Here is a 17,096-nt window from a genome sequence, read left to right as displayed (position 1 = left end):
GTTCAATAATCGAGAGAGGGGCGTCAGTGAGAAAGCCGAACGCAGGATTGTCGGTTTATAGCGGTCTTCTAGATCAGCAGATGGTCATTCAGCGCTCAGTGTACGAGCAAGCACGTCAGACTCAATGAGCAGCTGATCCGTTTTGATCTCGAAAATGTTGGCGAGTTTGCAGAGAACCAATAACGACGGATTGCCTACCCCCCGTTCGATTTGACTCACATAGGTACGATCCACCTCGGCCATGAGCGCCAATTGCTCCTGGGTAAGGTTCTTCACACGCCGCATCGAGCGGATGTTTTCCGCCAGTTGCAGACGAAGCTGTTCGTAGTCTTGAGTCATGCGCGCAAACTGCGCCTTGAGGGACTCTCAATCCACGGGATATAGTCTACATTGGCTCTGATTCGGGCTTTTTTGATGCTTAAGCCGAGTATCAATTTTGTTTCTATGCTGCTTAGAACAGACCGAGCATTAATAAATAATCGAAAGCTAGGGTGTCTATGGACGAAAATTACGTTTCAATTCCGGCGGCGGACGGCTGCCCGAGCCTTTTGACACCGTGGGGCAGCGAATTTGCGCCTATGATCGAACGTGGCGTGCAATGCGCTCAGGCCTGGCTTAATTCACCCGGTGACGTACCGCTGTGGTGGGAACTGGCGCAGGCACGGAAGACTTGTCCGACAGGAGAATCTCAGGATGCTTTCGAAGCAGGATTTTTATTGAGAGTTCAGCAACGGCTTCAAGGCGTTTCACCGTAGCCGTGCGGCTCCAACCCTGACGATATGGCCTACACGGGAAAATTTACTGGAAGGTATGGTTCCAGGCCCCATTCCTCTAGAATGGAGATCTGACAGAAGTGGCGTTGGTCTGTGATAAACAGATTTACGTAGCTAGGATTCTGATAAGTGCAGATTCTGCACGCTCTGAGAACGTGGAGCGCGATATGAAAGCCGACCAAGTGTTGAGTGACGATCTGGTGAGCCGACTGGAGGGTAAAATCCCAGCCATGGCTGAAGGTGCGATCAATACGGCCTATATCAACGCGCTGGCGGCCGGACGCAGCGTGATGGAAGTCATGGACGGCAAGCTCGTTGAGACGACTGCCGACGGTAAGCACAAGGTTATTCGAGTGGCCAAGCCCAAGCATAAAGTGACCTTGGGCGGGATTATCAAGGTGCACCGCTGCTTATGACTGTCCCTCGGCTGAGGGTGTTTGCCGGCCCTAATGGTTCCGGTAAAAGCACAATGAAAAGTGCCGTCCCTTCCCATCTGATCGGGATCTACATCAACCCGGATGAAATCGAAAAGGCTGCCAAAGAGGGTGGACGCCTGGAGTTCAGCGATTTTCAACTGGAAGTCGAAGGTGACGAGGTCCTCGGCTTTATCAAGGCGCACCGACTGATTCGGTCGACCCAGCTCGTTGAAGAGGCATCCAAAATAGGCTTCAGCAATAACGGCCTGAATTTCCAATCCGTTGCGATGAACTCCTATTTTGCTTCCGTGCTCTCTGATTTCATGCGGCACAAGCTCCTTGAAGCCCAGTTGTCTTTCACCTTCGAAACGGTGATGTCTAGCGAGGACAAAGTCGCTTTTATGCTTAAGGCAAAAGCGTCGGGATATCGAACCTACCTCTACTTTGTCGCCACTGAAGATCCTGACATTAATATCAACAGGGTCAAGAACCGTGTCGCGGCAGGTGGGCACCCAGTCCCAACGGAAAAAATTGTGCAGCGCTACGGTCGTTGCCTGAACCTATTGCCAGCAGCCATCGCAGCCTCGAACCGGGCTTATATCTTTGATAACTCCGGCGCTGATCTGGTGTTGCTCGCTGAAGTAACGGACGGGACTGACCTTGAATTCAGGGCTGATGAGATCCCTGACTGGTTCATGCAAGCCTACGTGGAGAAGGTGTTCAAGGATTTGCTGCCAGGTTGATCGAAACCTAGGATCAGCTCCGTTTCACTTAATTCCTCGCATCCTATCGACCCGTTCAGCTACCCGGTAAGCCGCCTCCAATTCCGAGCAGCCGGTGCTCTGCATCAGTGTCCAGCGTTCGGCTTTTTCCTCGGGCTCCGTCATGGCCAGGGCGAGATAGAGACTGGGCGGAACGGCACGAAACAGGGTCTCAAGCTTCTTCGATAGCACAACACCCTCAGTGTATTTTCCCGACTCCTTATTGGCTGAGAGCAACAAGGCCTTCTGCGCCGGCGTGAGCTTCTTGAATCGTGCAATTTCTTCAATTTCCGCCGGTGGCATGTTCAAACAAATCCACCATTCAATCATGTTGAGCATGGTCTGTGCGGCGGCGGGGAAGTCGGCGAGGTTCTGTGTGGCGAGCCAGAACCAGGCACCGAGCTTGCGCCACATCTTCGTCCCTTTGACCACGAACGGCGCCAGCAATGGATTCTTGGTAACAATATGGCCTTCGTCGGTGACCATGATGATTGGCCTGCCCAGATACTGGTCACGTTCGGCGAGGTTGTTCACGGTGTTCATCAGGCTGATGTAGCTGATGGACATCTGTGCCTCGTAGCCTTCGCGGGCGTAAGTGGCCAGGTCGACGATGGTCACATCGCTTTCTGGCCAGGGCGTGCCCTCGCGATCGAACAGTTCACCCTCGAAGCCCTGGCAGAATAGATCAATGGACTGGCCCATTTCTTGGGCGCGCTCGCGCCGTTTATCCGGCAAGTGCGGATCGGCAGCGACCCGCAGCAAGGCGTCGCGAACGTCGTGGGTCAGCACCTGGTGATTCGCTCCGACACACGTTTGCGCTGCATCGATGATGCATTCGCGAATCAAACTGCGATCAGCTCGACTCAGGCGGGCCTCTTCCTTGGCTTCGCCACCTGTGATCATCAAGCGCGCAGTAATTTCCAATTCACCAAGAATATCGCGTTGGTCTTCGAGACTTGCTACGGCGTCATCATCCCACTCATCGATCGATAGATTGGCCACCTGATCCGGTTGCTCGACCAGGCGCCAGGCATCAGTGAAGGGCGCTAGGCTGACCGAAGCGCCGGGTTTTAGCTGGACCTTATTGACCGAGAGGTCCTGTGTCGCGAAGTAGTCGCCCTGCAAGCCGAATGAGTTACCGGCTTCGACGATAAATAGGCGAGGGCGGTACACGGCCATAACTTGCATCAGTAGAGTGACCAGCGTGGCAGACTTACCAGCGCCAGTTGGGCCGAACAGTAGCAAGTGACCGTTCATGGCCCGATCCAGGCGTGACAACGGGTCGAAGCTCAACGGCGAGCCGCCGCGATTGAACAGGGTGATGCCCGGATGGCCTGTGCCTGTGCTGCGGCCCCAGACGGGCATCAGGTTCGCGAGATGCTGGGCAAACATCAGGCGGGTGTACCAATTGCGCGTATCTCGGGATGGGTTATAGGACATTGGCAACCAGCGTAGGTAGCTGTTGCAGGCGGCGACTTCATCGCCTTCACGTACCGGTTGCAGTCCCGCCCCCAACAGCGCGTTGGCAAGTCTGACGGAGCGCTGATGCAACTGATGTCCATCGTGGCCGCGCACATAGAATGCCAGCGTGCCACGATACAGCTTGTGCTGGCGGCCGATGATTGCGCGAGCCTCTTCAACGTCTTGGCGGGTCTGGGTCGACGCCAGGTTTTCGCCGATAGCCTTGCGCGCCAGGTGATTCAGTTGATCCTCAAGCACATCCTGCGGTTTGATCACCAAGGTCAGGCTCATGACCGTATCTTCGGGTAGCTGGTCGAACAGGGCATTCACAGCGTCGCCCTTGCGGGTCTCGCCGGTGAGCTGACCGATTGATGGTGCCCGCCGCAGCTTGTCCACCACCATCACGCGGTGGGGCTGACCGTCGAAAAACCAAAGTCCGTGTTGCACATCCGAGCGCGGTTCGTTGAAGAACAGTCGTTCAGAAAAGTCGTGATCGAAGGGCAGATCTAACGATTCACCGTCGCCCGCCTCCGGATAAGCCACGCGTTGGTAGAAGTCTTCGGGTGCCTCATTGGTGAGCGTGGGTGCCGGATTGAACCAGGGCAATAACCAGGCATAAAAACCTCGACCATCGACACGTGTTGATTGCACTCCGCATGCTTGTAGCGAGGCACCGATTCGTTCGCATGCTTGCTGCAGGGATTGCATCGGGGTGAGTCCTGTCTCCTCAGCTTCAGATTCAAGCCAGCGATAGACCACCAGGCGCACCCGGCGGTTATTGCCACGCCAGGGCAGATGCGTCACTACTTTATCCTCAAACAGACCACCGGGTTTGGCGATGGCCTTTAGATGACGGCGAATGAGCTCCAGATAGGTCTCAGTGAAGACCGTGCCTCGTGCGCGGTCCTCAATGTAGTCGGTGAGCTGGAACAGATAGGGGGCGAAGTCATTGTCGTCCTGGCAGAAAAACTGCGCCACCCAAGGCGCTTGATCCAACTCGTCAAAACTGTCCTGAAGGGCATCCTCAAGCGCATCGCGGGCCGCCATCAGCCAATCGGGTTCACGTCCTTCGGTGCCAATGGGCAGCAACTCGAACACCACACCGACCGAGCGATTGTCATCGAGCAGAAAACACTGCTCGGTGTCGAGGTACTCGACCCAAGGTAAGTGATCAGTGAAGCTGGGGTTGTGCGCATACAGAGCGGCTTCATCGGCCAAGGTGGCGTGCGGGCGCAACGAGTTGCGCCAGCCTGTCCATGTAGGAGTGCTTTTGCCCGAGCCGCCGGTACTCACTACAAGTCTTCCTGACGTTCACCAGGTAACGCGTACTGCACACGTTGGTAGAACGGAAAGACTGTCGAATAACCCGGAACCGGCGCTTGCTCGGTACCACTCAAGTGGGGGTAAACGTACAGCACCAGATCAGGATTGGGCAGGCGGGGGAACAGGTTATGGATCTCATTCGCCGCTGTGCGAGTGTATGGCTCCTGGAGAGAGGCGGAGAGGTCTGCCTGAGCCAGAGGACGGCGCAACTGCTGTCGAGCATCCAGCAGTTGCTGCTCAGTACCTTGGACGCCGGTGCCGTTCCAGATGTCCAGCATGGTTTGTGCACCATGCGGCAGAATCGTTTCCTTATCGGTGGAGCAGCCCGTCAAGATCCAGCTAATCAAGGTCAGGCAGAGAAGCAGAGTCTTTTTCATGGCGAACGCTCCGGCCTTTGGGCTCGTAGTCGATGGTGATCTCATGATCGAGGTGCAATGCGACTTGCGCGGCCGGTGACACGTACACAGCGGCAAAGGCCTCGCCATACAGCTTGTTGACCCATTCGCGGATGTCACTGACACCACCACCGAGAATTGAGCTCAGTGCGCTGTTGCCCGCGCTGTTCGTGACTCCGAGCGTGCTTCCTCCCGAGCTGATTACGCTGCTGTTGTTCCGCTCATCCCCGAGCAAGGCTGCGACACCCGCACCGGCGGCGGTGATCAGACTTTGGCTACCGAGGTACTGCTGGGCGTTCGACCGTCGTTCGCCGGCGATGCAAGGAATGCCATACGGGTCGGACAGGTAACCGAGCCCGCCACGGACCTTCTCGGTGCTTGAACTCTGGGGAGTGGAGGCATTGCGATTGATGATGGCTTGCGGCTGAGGTACCGTGCGGATGGTGCCATCGGTGAATACAAAGGTGATCGATTCAACCTGGCCACGGACACAGGCCAGGGTCCAGTCACCGGACGCCGTGCCGCTCATCACAGCTCCTGCGATGTCCGGCAGGTCGATGCCGTTCGCAGTCAGATTCTCTGGACCGACCAGTACCTTGAAGGGATAAGGATCATTCACGGTGCCGTCCACCGGGACGCGGCCGATTAGCGCTGTCATGGCGACCGAGCCCATCAGCGTGGCGTTTTCTGGGATGGTGTAGACCGGCTTCGCGTCTTCGGTACGATCAACTGACCGCTTCAGATCACGCTCACCCTTGGTGGCGGCACGTAACTGTTTCTGGCTGCGATCAATAGCATTGTCTTTCAAGCCTTCCAGTGAGTTGAAAGTGCTTGGCAAACTCAGTGGAGAGACGCTTTTGGTTTTACCTCGGGCGTCGGTGGTTGGAGCATCCGAGGGCTCAATCCATTGCAGAGCATCATTGGCAGTGTGCGGCCCTTCGAGCTGAGCACCGTCGCCTGGCTCAAGCCCCAATCCGATGGGCATACCCTTGTCTTTACCGCTCAGCCCCGACAACTGCTCCTGCAATTGCGTCAGCAGTCCACGGGCCTGGCGACTGTCTTGTTCCGCTTTGAGTCGGGCTTCGTTGGCTTGCCGGCGGCCTTCGTCGACCTGTTGGGTCACGCTACCAAGGGCGGTTTGGATACGTGAGTCGACACTGTTTTCCCGCTCACGCAGGTGGCTGTTCTCCGTTTGCAGCGAATCGTTGTGTTTCTTCAGCCCGAGCATGTCGCTGCGCATGGCCTTCACCTGACCTACCAGCGTGGCGACCGTGTCGCGCGGCGTATCGCCGGCAATGCCAAGCGACTTAGCTTGTTCGGCGGATAACTGAATATCACGCTCATCGAGCGGTTTCTCTGGAGAGGAACTGTCGTCATTCGCCACCCAGGTTTTCAGGATGATTAACGCCACGGCTAACAGCGCTGCCGGTACCAGCCATTTGAGCAACGCATTAGCCTTCATCGCCAACACCCCGTGCTACAGGCAGAATCAGCGTGGCCTGTTCCAGGCCGGCTCCGCGGGTGACGAGGTAGGCAACCGTGGTGTCTTCCGCACTGCCAACTGGGCCGAGGAATGCGTGCTGGAAAGAGGCAGCGAACAGCTTGGCTTGAAGCCGACGCGGATCGAGTTGCACTGTCTCTGATCCACGATTACGCAACTTCACGGCGGTCACCCAGTAGTCGCCAAGTCGCCAGGTGGCGATGGGGGTGCTGGACATGTTTTCGGTTGGTAGCAGCGTCGATAACTCGGTGCGCACCTTGAGCGGTACGCGGCGTATGCCGGGGAGTGACTCTACGGTGCGCAGCGGCGCGTACAGGCTTTGGGCGGCGTAGCGCGTCAAAGCAACCGGGATCGGTGTACGCTCTGGAACCGGGACGGTGTTGACCTCAGCCTCGGCAGGCTGCGCCTGAGCATTCTTGAGGATACGCACCGGCTCCAGCGATTGATCACCAGGCGTGGCCGCGATATCCAGAAGGATGATCTCGCCCGTTGTGACCGATTGCAGCTGCAGTCGGGTCGGTGCAATGGCTTCCGATGCGCGCAGGTACAGCGTGCCGCCGGTGGATTGCACGCGCAGCTTCCCCGTCAGGGTTGAGGGAACACCAACCCGAACATCCTCATCAACGAAGATCACCCGTTCCTGATTGATCGCTAGTGGGACCGCGAGAGGAAGGCGCTCCCAGCGCATCAGCTCAATGGCCTGCGCTGTCGCTCCCCATAGCATCAGCGCAACGGCTAGCCCCAGGATAGACCTACGCTTCATTGCTCACCTCCAGGTAGAAAGATCTTTTGCGGCGTACCCTGATAACAATCCAGCGCCAGCCCCCACTTGTTGCGCTCGGGATCCTGGTCAAAACGCACCACGCGTAATGGATATCGCACCACCACCCGTTTCACTGGCTCAGCGGCGTAATACTCATCGGCGTTGAGGTCGAGCTTGACCAGCCAGCTGTCGCGGTCGAGTTGCTTGACCCTGAGTTCTGGATCTTCGCTGTAGCCACGGCCCAGAATTTCGTAGACGCCACGCACCCGCTGACGCAACTCGCCAGCGGCTTTTCGGTATTCGTAGTCGCCGTCGAGGAAGGCCTTGCAGGCGGGAGTCAGGTAGGACTGCAAGCCATAGATGGCGCGGCGATAATCCTGCTCGCCATCCGAAGGCCAGCGGTTAAGTTGGCCAAAGATGTACAGGGCAAAGGCATACACATTCTCTGAGGGAATATCCCACCACTTGCGAGTGCTGCCCGAGCGCAGATCCGGGGGGACATGCACGGTCAGATCGGTCGGTGCCGAGCGCCAGCCGTACCAGAGACCGGCAGAGAGCAGGGCAAGGACCATGACCGCCAATCGCAGACTGAAGATATGCGCCTGCTGGGCATCTACCTTGTTCCGAAATCGGCTCATGATTGCCACCGGGACAAGGCCGGGCGCAGTCGACGGGAGCGGCGAACCGTCCAGACTCCGGTGTGGAGGATCAAACTTCCGCGACCCAGGCGCCAACGGCTGGCGAGAATCCATTCGAGTTTGCGGTACAACCAGGTTTCGGGACGGGCTCGCTTGGCCCGACGTAGTAGCGAGCCTCCGGCAAATAGCACCACCGCCATACAGGCGATCATGCTGGTCGGTGCCACGGCAATGGAGGCGGTGGCAATCGCCAGAGGCACGCCCAACAGAAGGCCAATAAACGCACCTGTGCCGAGCGCTACCCACATTTCATCGTTGGTCAAACCACGCAGTACAGCAGGATCACGATTGAGTCGCTCGGGTAGAAAGACCAGCGTACCGTCGGTAAGGCGCTCGATAGTGTCGTTCATCTCGACCTCACAGAATCGCTGCGGCCTTGGTCAGGAACCAGATAATGATCACCACCAGCAGGGCGCCGATACCCACTACAGCGCCGAGGTCCTTCCAGGTCTTGCGCTGATTCTGCACGTCGGCATAGACAGTGAGGGAGTGCCAAGCTACGCCGAGAAAGGCCAGCAGAGCGATCAGCAGACCGAGCAGAATGCCGCCGTCGTAGGCGTAGTTTTTGATCGTATCGATCAAGCCGGAGCCTTCGCCACGCGAAGGGGCTTCCATGGTGGGAAGCTCGGCACAAGCCAGGCTCGGACCCAGTACCAGCAGCAAGCCGATCAATCGCTGGCTCGCACGATCACGTAGGTTGTTTTTCAGCGGAACAAGGCACTTGAGCATGATGGTGATCTCCTGGTTTAGGAAAGGGTGAAAAACATCAAAATCAACAAGGCGAGCAACACGCGTGCAGCGCTGCCTCCGAGCGCGCCAAAGCGAACACTTCCTGCCGCCCATCCTCGGTAAGCGGTCCATATCACCCAGGCACACCAGAGCAATGCCAGGACTAGAACCATGGAGATCCACAGAGTTGAACTGCTCTTGGCAGAAAAGCCGGAGGCGTTTTGGAAGGCTGCGGCCTGAGCGTCTGTCATGCTCATGGCGACGGCTCCGTGGGTGGAGTGTCGAGCCGGTAGACACCCATCACTTCAGTGAGATCGCGGGGTTGTGCGCGGGAGGGTAAAAGATAGCCCCTCACACCTTGGCGAATGCGTCGAATGTCTCGAATTAACCTTGAATAATCAAAGTGATAGCGTTCACCCGATTCTGCTGTAATGGCCGTTTCAGCTCGTGTCGCAAGGTGTTCGATTACGTCGAGTTGCTGCTGGATCAAGCTGAGCTGTTGCCGTTCATTATCCGATGCGGCATAACAGGCGTCATGAATGATGGATAGTGAAAAAATAAAAAAATAGCGAAGGGCGGGATTAGACATAATATTGGCCCAATTGGATGTAGAGCCAGTTTCAATTGGACAGTTGTTTTGTTCAGCAGTAAATCCGAAATGGGATGTATCGATTTTTTTTGCGCAAAAAAATTTGCCGTACGCAGCTACCTATTTGAGATGCAATTCAGGAGTGGTCATAGGACATTACTTCGAGCAGTGATAGTATTTCGCGAGCCAAGTTCCAGCAAAGTACGTTATCACAGTTTGCGGCACGAGACAGGTTGAAGTTATTTTTGATCGGAAGATTCTGCTATGCGGGCGAAAATCGATGCAATGTTGAGTGACCACTCGCCTACTCATAGATGATCCCAAACACCGCAGCCAAAAGCACCTAACCCAAGGATGTAAACATGATGGAAATTATTAAACCTAAGCTGAATCGTCTCCCGGTGACAACAACAATTCCACTAGACAAAATCTACTCAAGTAGGGAGGTCGTTCAAGACGATATTTTTTTGAAAAAATATATTCGTTTTCAACGCGGGGAGAAGCAGGCGCTACTTACAAGGATGCCATTAAGTTACATAAAGAATGGCTTCTATAAGAATTCTGGTTCTGGCTTTGTTAGCGTCGCCGATTCACCTCCTGAAGATCACATTTTTTATGTTGCAAATCTAATTCGTTCAGGGCATCGCCCTCAAATATACATATACAAAAATATAAATAAAAGTAGTTCAGAGTTGTACGTTGCACCCGATGATTCAGCTGTCTACAAGGCATACGAAAACCTCAGAATAGAGGTCGTGCCTGTAGTGGCTCTAGATACTTCAATAGAACTTGAGGAGAGTGCGTATCAAGTCAAAAATTTGAGATTCAAAGAAGAAAATCTCGGAACATTCATTGATTCAATAGTGGCAAAAAAAGAGACCGGTCAAGCGTATTCTGTTTTAGGCGAAAAGATTTCATGCATGCACCAAGAAGAATTAGAAAAGCTTCATGTGCACGCTGGTCTAGTAATGCAAGAGCTGAAGAGGTTTCATAGTGATTACATCTCCGGTCTTCATTACCATCAAACCCTTTTTTCAATCCTCTACAGGCTCGTCGAGAATTTACAGGCGATCAAGTTATTGATTGCTAATAACTACTACTATCAAGCGGTTTGCTTGCTCCGATCAACATATGAGATGTCTTTAGATTTTTATGTTGACTGGCTTGCTCCTGAGCAGATTGGATTTTGGCTTCAAGTGCACGCTCGAATCGATAGGGTCGGCTTTAAAATGGCGATGGAACTAGCTCATCCTAAAGAAAACTCCAAGAAAAACAAATTTCTCGCAGAGCAGAAAAGCTACTGTTATAACCTTCTAAGCAATGTTAGTAGTAAAGCGATCCTATCACCCCTTGGTAGAAGCTTTTATGACGAGGTTTATACGTTTTCCTCTGAGGTGGTTCATCAAGATTTTAATATGAAGGAAATCTATTCGGTGTTGATGGGGGATCCGAATTGCAAGACTTTTAATGAGGAGGCAGCAACCACTCTTGTTCGGTGCCTCGATATTGTAACGGCAAAAATATGTCACCGCATAAGGCAAGATATTGGCTCTGGTATTGAGCGCTGAGCTGATGTCGTGGTAGGTCAACCTGTTTGATGCTGATTTTGTGAGTCGCACATCCTATGAAGCTGGATTCAACTGCTTCAGCAAGGGCTTCGCGTGGCTAGACATAGTAGTGCGATAGCAGATTTTGATCTCATGAATGAGATCCGTCAGAGATATTTTTTAAATGTGGTCGCTGTGATTGCCGTCGTGATGCCAAGCATTAAAGCACAAGGCAAAAATACGACCATAGGGTTGAACGAAAAGGGCAGCGATAGATACATGATCCAGGGCAGGATCAGCAGAGGTATCACTGCCCTCTTGGCGCGGTGATAAACAAAACTGCTTTCTCGCCCAGCGCCAAACTTGCGCAGGTCACGGCGCATCAATCCATCCACAAAACCGGTGAGCGCTGCCAGAAGGAACAAGGGTGTCGCTAGAAGCAGAACGGTTAGGCGCACCATGAAGGTGAAGGCGACATACACGGCCGCCAACACAAAATCTTCAATGCCTATGTAGAGCTGATTGAGCCAACTCCAGTAGCCGCTCCCTTGGCTCGATACGCGCGCCTGCTGAGCAAACTCTGCAAAGCCAGTCTTGACCAATAGCCATTGACTGAGAAGGTTCAGCCATTGAACGATCGTCTGGCCGGGCTGCTGGATGATGAGTGATGATTTAAAATGCTCGCTCAACCAGCCTAGCTCGCTGGTCAGCATGGCTTGGCTGTGACGCCAACCTTGATCCTCCCAGAACAGCAGCAGACCCGCCAGCTCGATCAGAATTGAAAATAACAGTGAAGCGATCAGTACTCCGATAACACGTAGGACGAGCCTGATCGCCGATACGATCAGACCTGGACGCTGAATGGGCTGTGGCGGCGTGTTCTGTGTGGAGGCTGCCATCTTCACTCCATTGCATCTCATTGCGCCGATGCAGTCATGACGCTGTCTGTTTGTTTCTCAGAGTCGGCACCGGAACCAGGGGCGCGTTACCCCACCTGATCTAAATTGAAGTCAACGGTTGGGCCACCGCCGCTCGCGCTCCACCATTCGCCCGCTTGCTGGCTGTAGGTCGCCCGCATCCGCTGAGTGAGCTCCTGCAGGTCCTTGGGCATGGCATCGTCGTTGGAGGGCTTAGGCAATGGCATACGCACCTTCCACAGCTGTCCACCTGCCTGAAAGGAGAACATTTGCCCCTTGGGCAGGCTGACGATGTGAGCGGGCTCGATCAATGGCACGCTGGTGCTGTTGACGCGATCTTGCGAGGACGAAGTGAAGTCCGTATTGGCCTCTGGATCGGAAGTGTCGGTGGCACCCGAGACAAGGGTTTTGGTCAGTACATTGACTTTGGGTAGCTGTTGGGTGAGCAGCTCAGCGGTAGCCGTCTCACGGACGCGAAGCATCTGTAGGGTATTGAAATTACCAATGACCTGGCCGGCCTTGGCTCGGTTGCCAATCCGTGCCTCGATATCACTCAGGGTTTGGGTGTAGGCCGTCACCTGGATGCCGGCACCGCCACCCTTGTTGATCAGCGGAATGAACTCATCGCCCATCAACTCGTTGAACTCATCGGCGTGAAGGTTGATGGGCAGTTTTTCGGGGCTGCTGATCTCTGCGGGTAGCCCCTGATCGATGCCGTGCTTATAGATATGCCCGGCGACCGAGACTAGATCGGCGAACATGGAATTGCCCACTGCTGCGGCAACCTCAGCATCAGTCAGCGCGTCCAGCCCAACGTAAACGATGCCGCGTTTTCTGATGATCTGCATCCAGTCGAAGATCGGTCGCGGATCATCCAAGTCTATGTAGTTGGGGGCCAGTAACTGAGCAGTCTTGCCGGTGGTGAGTTTCTCCAGCAGCGGCAGCAGCGAAGCGACGATTTTGTCGAAGTAGGTCCGGTCATAACGCACGGCAGAGCGCAGTCCATCCAGCACAGGATCGAATACTCGTTTCGCAGCCAGGTATTGCTCGATGGCCACCACGCGTTTCTCGCGTCCCACCATATGTCGGGGGGTGTTCTTCTCGTTGAGTTTGCCTTCGATTTGAACAATGAGCTCCCACGCTTTCGAGTCGGTCTTAGCGAAGAGTTGCTGGGCGTATTCAACGAACAACGCGTCGATGTTGACCACATGCCGTTGGATCTGCAGGTAATCCGGTCGCCGGCCCAGCTCGATCAGGGCACGGGCAATGATGTTGACGAAGCGCCAGGCGAATTCGCGGAAGGCTGCGGAGTTGCCCTCGCCGCTAAGTTGCCCGGCGATGCGCGACGCTACCTCCGAGATGCGTCCGAAACGTCCTACAGCGTTGTAACGAGCGGAGATCTCCGGCCAACCCAGATGGAAGACATAGAACTCTTTCTCACGACCGGCTCGTCGCGCTTCGACGTACATACGCTTGAGCAGGTCGGCATCGCCTTTGGGGTCGAAGACAATGACCACCTCATGTTCGACGCGGTGGATATCCTGGGTGATGTACACCTCAGCCAATCGGGTTTTGCCGACACGGGTGGTGCCCAGTACCAGGGTATGGCCAACCCGTTCACCCAAGGGCAAGCTGACCTCCATCTCGTCCGGCTCGACGCCATGCAGCAGCGGTGACCCGCCTACCGGTGGCAAGGGGCGCACAGGATTGAAAGCACTGTCCCAGGCCGTAACGCGCCCCAGGACCGAGAGCGGAAATGGCGCATGTTCCAAACGCCGCTCGAGCCCTCGTGCCAGGCGGTAGCGGGTAGGTGGATCGATATAACGGGCGACGGCCGGATCTTGAGCCTCGACCAGACGTTGTGTGTGCAGGCGAGTCCAGCGAAAACCGCGGCCCATGAACAGACGCTTGCGGCTGACAGGGATCTGTCGACTGGTTAATTCATAGCGAGGCAGCCGACGGATGTTGCGACGATAGCGCAGCACGTCCCAGGCTTGGCGAAATCGTACGAGCCCGAACAGCGTGTAAGCCAGCGCGGTGATCCGACCGATCTCAGGCGACAGGGCCACGGCCCAAGGCGAGTACACGCACAACATCGCCGCCGCGATGCAGATCGCTACGGTGTACAGCTCCACCGCCGGCCGGAGCTTGGATTCCATCACATGCTCGGCCATGGCTTGGGCTCACTGTTCCAGCGAGGTGGCGGTGACCAAGACGGGGTAATGCTCGATCTGCAAGCGAATGGCGATGTCGTTGCCGTTGACCGGCAGGATGGTGATGCCAGGAGCTGCTGCACGGATTCGAGTGAGTGCGCCCGTATCGGCGACTTCGACGGCCAGCCCAGCTGCTCCCATCGCTTGTAACTCAGCAGCACGTTGGCGTAGCCAATCCAGCGACCGAGCGTCGCCACCTACCAGGAAGAACGGCTTCAAACCGGGCATTTCCAGCCGTCGAGACACCACCTGGCCTGGGGTCAGTTGAGAGCTACTGACTGGCAGTATCCACGCCTCATCGGACGGTACGGACAGGTCTGCATGAATGGCCCGATGAGATGAGCCTCCTTTATTCAATTGGGCAAGATCCTCTACGACGGCCAGTTCTGCTTGGGCGAAAGGTGCCAGGAATAAGATCGAATAGCAGGCAAAAGTAATTCGTTTCATGGAGATATGACCTGATCGAAGGAAACCAATAGCCGTTCTAGTTGCTGGGAAAAGCCAGCGCGATAGCGAGCGGCCGGCGCACCTCCTGCCGGGCGGTGATAGCGACCGGCAGCCAGTACCCAATCACCGGTGGCGGTGTGATGCTCACGTAGTAGCGCGGCGGTAACAGCGAGATTTCGATAGGGGTCGAGGGCTTCGCAGGGGCTGGAAAAACGCTGCCCGTGATAACCCATGTTGGTTTGTCCGAGTCCAACGTCGACCCGCCTGGCATCATGGTGGGTGAGTGCCTGAAGCAACGCGTGACATGCCGCAGGGCGTGCGGCGAAGCGGTAGGGCGTTCCGGCTATATTCAGCGTCCAGGGCCAGGGCAACAGACGGCCTCGAGCGCGGATACCACTCTCCTGCAAGGTGATGGCGAACAGCACAATGGAAGGAATGTCGGCACCTTGCGCCGCCAGTTGGTAGGCCGGTGGTGGCAGCTCGTTAGCCTGAACTGTCAGCGCCATGAGCATGAGTACAAGACTGTTCAATTGAGACGCTGCCATTGTCCATTGACCTGTTGGAACGTGGCAGGTAATGGACCTGACGCACCCAAACTGAACCAGTGGCCACGGTCATGATTCAGAGTGATCTGTCGGCGTTGTACTCGAGATGGGTCAATGCCTGCTTGCCGCGCCCAGATGCGAATGCGTTCATCCTCGCCTTGGCTGCCCACCAGGTAGATATCGAACGCGGCGTCGCGGTTTTGCAAACGCTGTGCTTCGACGATACAGGGCTGGCAGTTTTCCTCCACGAACAAGGATGGACGGGGTGCTACCGGAGAGCTGGCAGGAGAGGCGGACGCCATGCCCTGGACCGGCAACAACCCGGGAAACAGCTTGGCCCAGGCCTCGGTATAAGCGTTCTGGTAGGCCAGTTCGCGTTCGGCGCGTTTGGCCTCCAGCGTGACCTGCAATTTGGCATAACGTTGGCGTTCCTGGTCGGACTCGGCTTCCACCCCGAGTGCCGTCAATGGATCGAGATTGGGGCTCCAGAAGCCGCGCGGCCCCGCTTGGATCTGCTCGAAGCGTGACCACTCCTGATCTGACAATCCCCAAGTCGTAGCTTGTGCCGATCGGGAGCGTTCTAATGGAATTGACTGGGTATCACTGCCCTGTGAGTGGATCGCAGTGGTTTCTGCCTGCGTAGAGCCAATGGCAATCATTGACGCGAGGTAGAAGCAGGTCGTCAGCAGCGCTCTGTTCATGCTGATTGCTCAAGGTAACTGCACGGTTTGGTCTGGATGCTCGGTCACCGCAAAAATGGCTGAGGTGGGTTCCAGTGTTTTCAAGCGCCAGGCGCTGGTCTGCTCGCCGCTATGCAGCAGTCGAACATCCGCGAGAGTGCGACTGTCATGCGGGGTAATCGCGAGGAAACGTTCTCCACCGCGAGACTCAACGCCCAACACCGAAAATGGGGGCGAGAGTGGAATTGGCTTGGGGAGAGCGGTCTTTCTCGGCTTAGCAGCGGAGGGTGGTGGTGGTGGTGGTGACGGCTTGGAGTTGAGATCCAGAAGCTGCTGCTCGACCTGCTCCAGACGTGCCCGCAATGCAGTTACGTCAGCCTCGGTGGCACGGGCGGCCAGACTGTCGCGCAGTTCCTGAATTTCTTGTGCCCACTGATCCAGCATCGGATCGAGCACACTGGCTTGTTGCTCGCCGGTATCGACCATCTGTCTCAGGTCTTTCACGGTGTAATGCAGTTTTTCCTGCGCGTCCTTGAGAGCGTTCGAGTCATGCTGCAGGGTATCTAGAGCCTGTTGGTGTTGGATGCTGCTGTTCTGCAATTGCGCCATGCGCTGAGTCTGGTTATATAAACCGCCACTCAGGCCGGCGATCGCCAGGCACAACCCTCCAACGATCAGGGTTTGAAACGTTGAGGCTTTCATGGGCGCGCCTCCGGCTGGCGGAACGAAGTAGAGGCGACTGGCGTGGCGCGGGTGTCGGCTTTTTGCGGTTCGAAGCAGACTGAGCGGTTGATGTCGTCGACCGTGAGTTGCCAGGCCGGACCGGCCAGCACTTGAAGTGCGCCGCGCAAAGGGATCGGACCAAGTCGGTAGTGAGCCGCCGGCAATGGACGACTAAAGAGCACCGTCATTGGCGCGGCATCAGGACAGAGCGAATAACCCGAGCGCAGCAACACATAGTGCAGCGCATCCTGCACCGATGGACTCAGGTTCGACGGAATGTTTACGTCGATGATCTGGGCGAGAAGGTCCCGTTGCTCCGTGGTTGGTGCGGTGCTCACCAGCGTATAGCGGCCATAGCGAAGTTCTGCCTGATGACTGTCATCACCCGTACCCATTGTGGATGGGTCCCGACTCATCTCACTCTCGGTCGATGGTTTGAATGGCGATGTACTGGGGACTTGCGCTGTACACGCGCTCAGTGCTCCCAGCAGACAGATCGGCGTGAAGAAGCGGGCCATGGAAAGATCCTCATGTCAGATTCAGTGCAGAACCTGACATGAGGGAAAGGATGACTCAGTGAGAAAGGCGATTTCGGGAGCAACGTATTATTCGGCA

At 55.9% G+C, this 17,096-nt stretch carries 21 protein-coding genes; 4 read left to right on the top strand and 17 right to left on the bottom strand.

Annotated features, from left to right (window positions below; translation table 11 throughout):
• Window positions 1–84 precede the first annotated feature (84 nt).
• Complete coding sequence (locus tag N005_RS24665; protein ID WP_047703579.1) at window positions 85–339, bottom strand: helix-turn-helix domain-containing protein; 255 nt, start codon at window positions 337–339, stop codon at window positions 85–87.
• Window positions 340–497: 158 nt separating this feature from the next.
• On the opposite strand from N005_RS24665, the gene N005_RS29500 reads away from it, so the two are divergent.
• From N005_RS29500 to N005_RS24655, 3 genes are all read left to right on the top strand, one after another.
• Window positions 498–755 carry a LasR-specific antiactivator QslA gene (locus N005_RS29500; RefSeq protein WP_081993346.1) on the top strand — a complete coding sequence of 86 codons (258 nt, stop codon included), beginning with the start codon at window positions 498–500 and terminating at the stop codon, window positions 753–755.
• Window positions 756–940: 185 nt separating this feature from the next.
• Window positions 941–1,189 carry a hypothetical protein gene (locus N005_RS24660; RefSeq protein ID WP_047703578.1) on the top strand — a complete coding sequence of 83 codons (249 nt, stop codon included), beginning with the start codon at window positions 941–943 and terminating at the stop codon, window positions 1,187–1,189.
• The gene (locus tag N005_RS24655) at window positions 1,186–1,932 is read left to right on the top strand and encodes an ATPase (protein WP_047703577.1); all 747 of its coding nucleotides are present in this window, start codon (window positions 1,186–1,188) and stop codon (window positions 1,930–1,932) included. Before N005_RS24660 ends, N005_RS24655 begins: the two co-directional genes overlap by 4 nt.
• Before the next feature lie 24 nt (window positions 1,933–1,956).
• Here the strand turns inward: N005_RS24655 and N005_RS24650 are convergent, their stop codons facing one another.
• The 9 genes from N005_RS24650 to N005_RS28480 are packed head-to-tail and all read right to left on the bottom strand — an operon-like array spanning window position 1,957 to window position 9,409.
• Entirely contained in the window at window positions 1,957–4,704 is a 2,748-nt protein-coding gene (locus N005_RS24650; protein WP_047703576.1) for a conjugative transfer ATPase, read from the bottom strand.
• Window positions 4,704–5,111, bottom strand: coding sequence for a TIGR03751 family conjugal transfer lipoprotein (locus tag N005_RS24645; RefSeq protein ID WP_047703575.1), 408 nt, complete (start codon window positions 5,109–5,111; stop codon window positions 4,704–4,706). The genes N005_RS24650 and N005_RS24645 overlap by 1 nt, the downstream gene beginning before the upstream one ends.
• Window positions 5,074–6,591: a TIGR03752 family integrating conjugative element protein gene (locus N005_RS24640; protein WP_047704148.1), complete on the bottom strand. Its 1,518-nt coding sequence runs from the start codon at window positions 6,589–6,591 to the stop codon at window positions 5,074–5,076. Before N005_RS24640 ends, N005_RS24645 begins: the two co-directional genes overlap by 38 nt.
• The gene (locus N005_RS24635; RefSeq protein ID WP_047703574.1) at window positions 6,581–7,393 is read right to left on the bottom strand and encodes a TIGR03749 family integrating conjugative element protein; all 813 of its coding nucleotides are present in this window, start codon (window positions 7,391–7,393) and stop codon (window positions 6,581–6,583) included. The genes N005_RS24640 and N005_RS24635 overlap by 11 nt, the downstream gene beginning before the upstream one ends.
• Window positions 7,390–8,031 carry a PFL_4703 family integrating conjugative element protein gene (locus N005_RS24630; RefSeq protein WP_047703573.1) on the bottom strand — a complete coding sequence of 214 codons (642 nt, stop codon included), beginning with the start codon at window positions 8,029–8,031 and terminating at the stop codon, window positions 7,390–7,392. Before N005_RS24630 ends, N005_RS24635 begins: the two co-directional genes overlap by 4 nt.
• Window positions 8,028–8,441 carry a TIGR03750 family conjugal transfer protein gene (locus tag N005_RS24625; protein ID WP_047703572.1) on the bottom strand — a complete coding sequence of 138 codons (414 nt, stop codon included), beginning with the start codon at window positions 8,439–8,441 and terminating at the stop codon, window positions 8,028–8,030. Before N005_RS24625 ends, N005_RS24630 begins: the two co-directional genes overlap by 4 nt.
• 7 nt (window positions 8,442–8,448) lie before the next feature.
• On the bottom strand, window positions 8,449–8,820 hold the full coding sequence (locus N005_RS24620) for a TIGR03745 family integrating conjugative element membrane protein (protein WP_047703571.1): 372 nt from the start codon (window positions 8,818–8,820) through the stop codon (window positions 8,449–8,451).
• Window positions 8,821–8,837: 17 nt separating this feature from the next.
• A complete protein-coding gene (locus N005_RS24615; RefSeq protein ID WP_047703570.1) occupies window positions 8,838–9,077 on the bottom strand; it encodes a TIGR03758 family integrating conjugative element protein in 240 nt (79 codons plus the stop codon).
• Window positions 9,074–9,409, bottom strand: a complete 336-nt coding sequence (locus N005_RS28480; protein ID WP_081993345.1) for an integrative conjugative element protein, RAQPRD family — start codon at window positions 9,407–9,409, stop codon at window positions 9,074–9,076. The genes N005_RS24615 and N005_RS28480 overlap by 4 nt, the downstream gene beginning before the upstream one ends.
• Before the next feature lie 362 nt (window positions 9,410–9,771).
• Here N005_RS28480 and N005_RS24610 point away from each other — a divergent pair, with 362 nt between their 5' ends.
• Entirely contained in the window at window positions 9,772–10,977 is a 1,206-nt protein-coding gene (locus tag N005_RS24610; RefSeq protein WP_047703569.1) for a hypothetical protein, read from the top strand.
• A 146-nt stretch (window positions 10,978–11,123) separates the two neighbouring features.
• Here the strand turns inward: N005_RS24610 and N005_RS24605 are convergent, their stop codons facing one another.
• The 7 genes from N005_RS24605 to pilL2 all read right to left on the bottom strand — a co-directional run bounded on the left by N005_RS24605 (window position 11,124) and on the right by pilL2 (window position 16,999).
• Complete coding sequence (locus N005_RS24605; RefSeq protein WP_047703568.1) at window positions 11,124–11,855, bottom strand: TIGR03747 family integrating conjugative element membrane protein; 732 nt, start codon at window positions 11,853–11,855, stop codon at window positions 11,124–11,126.
• Window positions 11,856–11,941: 86 nt separating this feature from the next.
• Entirely contained in the window at window positions 11,942–14,047 is a 2,106-nt protein-coding gene (gene traD / locus N005_RS24600; RefSeq protein WP_047703567.1) for a type IV conjugative transfer system coupling protein TraD, read from the bottom strand.
• A 9-nt stretch (window positions 14,048–14,056) separates the two neighbouring features.
• Complete coding sequence (locus N005_RS24595; protein WP_047703566.1) at window positions 14,057–14,533, bottom strand: integrating conjugative element protein; 477 nt, start codon at window positions 14,531–14,533, stop codon at window positions 14,057–14,059.
• Complete coding sequence (locus N005_RS24590) at window positions 14,530–15,078, bottom strand: lysozyme family protein (RefSeq protein WP_047703565.1); 549 nt, start codon at window positions 15,076–15,078, stop codon at window positions 14,530–14,532. Before N005_RS24590 ends, N005_RS24595 begins: the two co-directional genes overlap by 4 nt.
• The gene (locus N005_RS24585; protein ID WP_047703564.1) at window positions 15,060–15,779 is read right to left on the bottom strand and encodes a TIGR03759 family integrating conjugative element protein; all 720 of its coding nucleotides are present in this window, start codon (window positions 15,777–15,779) and stop codon (window positions 15,060–15,062) included. Before N005_RS24585 ends, N005_RS24590 begins: the two co-directional genes overlap by 19 nt.
• A 9-nt stretch (window positions 15,780–15,788) precedes the next feature.
• Window positions 15,789–16,460, bottom strand: coding sequence for a chemotaxis protein (locus N005_RS24580; protein WP_047703563.1), 672 nt, complete (start codon window positions 16,458–16,460; stop codon window positions 15,789–15,791).
• Complete coding sequence (pilL2, locus tag N005_RS24575) at window positions 16,457–16,999, bottom strand: PFGI-1 class ICE element type IV pilus protein PilL2 (RefSeq protein ID WP_047703562.1); 543 nt, start codon at window positions 16,997–16,999, stop codon at window positions 16,457–16,459. Before pilL2 ends, N005_RS24580 begins: the two co-directional genes overlap by 4 nt.
• Between the last annotated feature and the right edge of the window lie 97 nt (window positions 17,000–17,096).

It is taken from the genome of Pseudomonas mediterranea CFBP 5447 (genome assembly GCF_000774145.1).
Classification (GTDB): Bacteria; Pseudomonadota; Gammaproteobacteria; order Pseudomonadales; family Pseudomonadaceae; genus Aquipseudomonas; species Aquipseudomonas mediterranea.
This window is presented reverse-complemented; position numbering and strand designations above follow the sequence as displayed.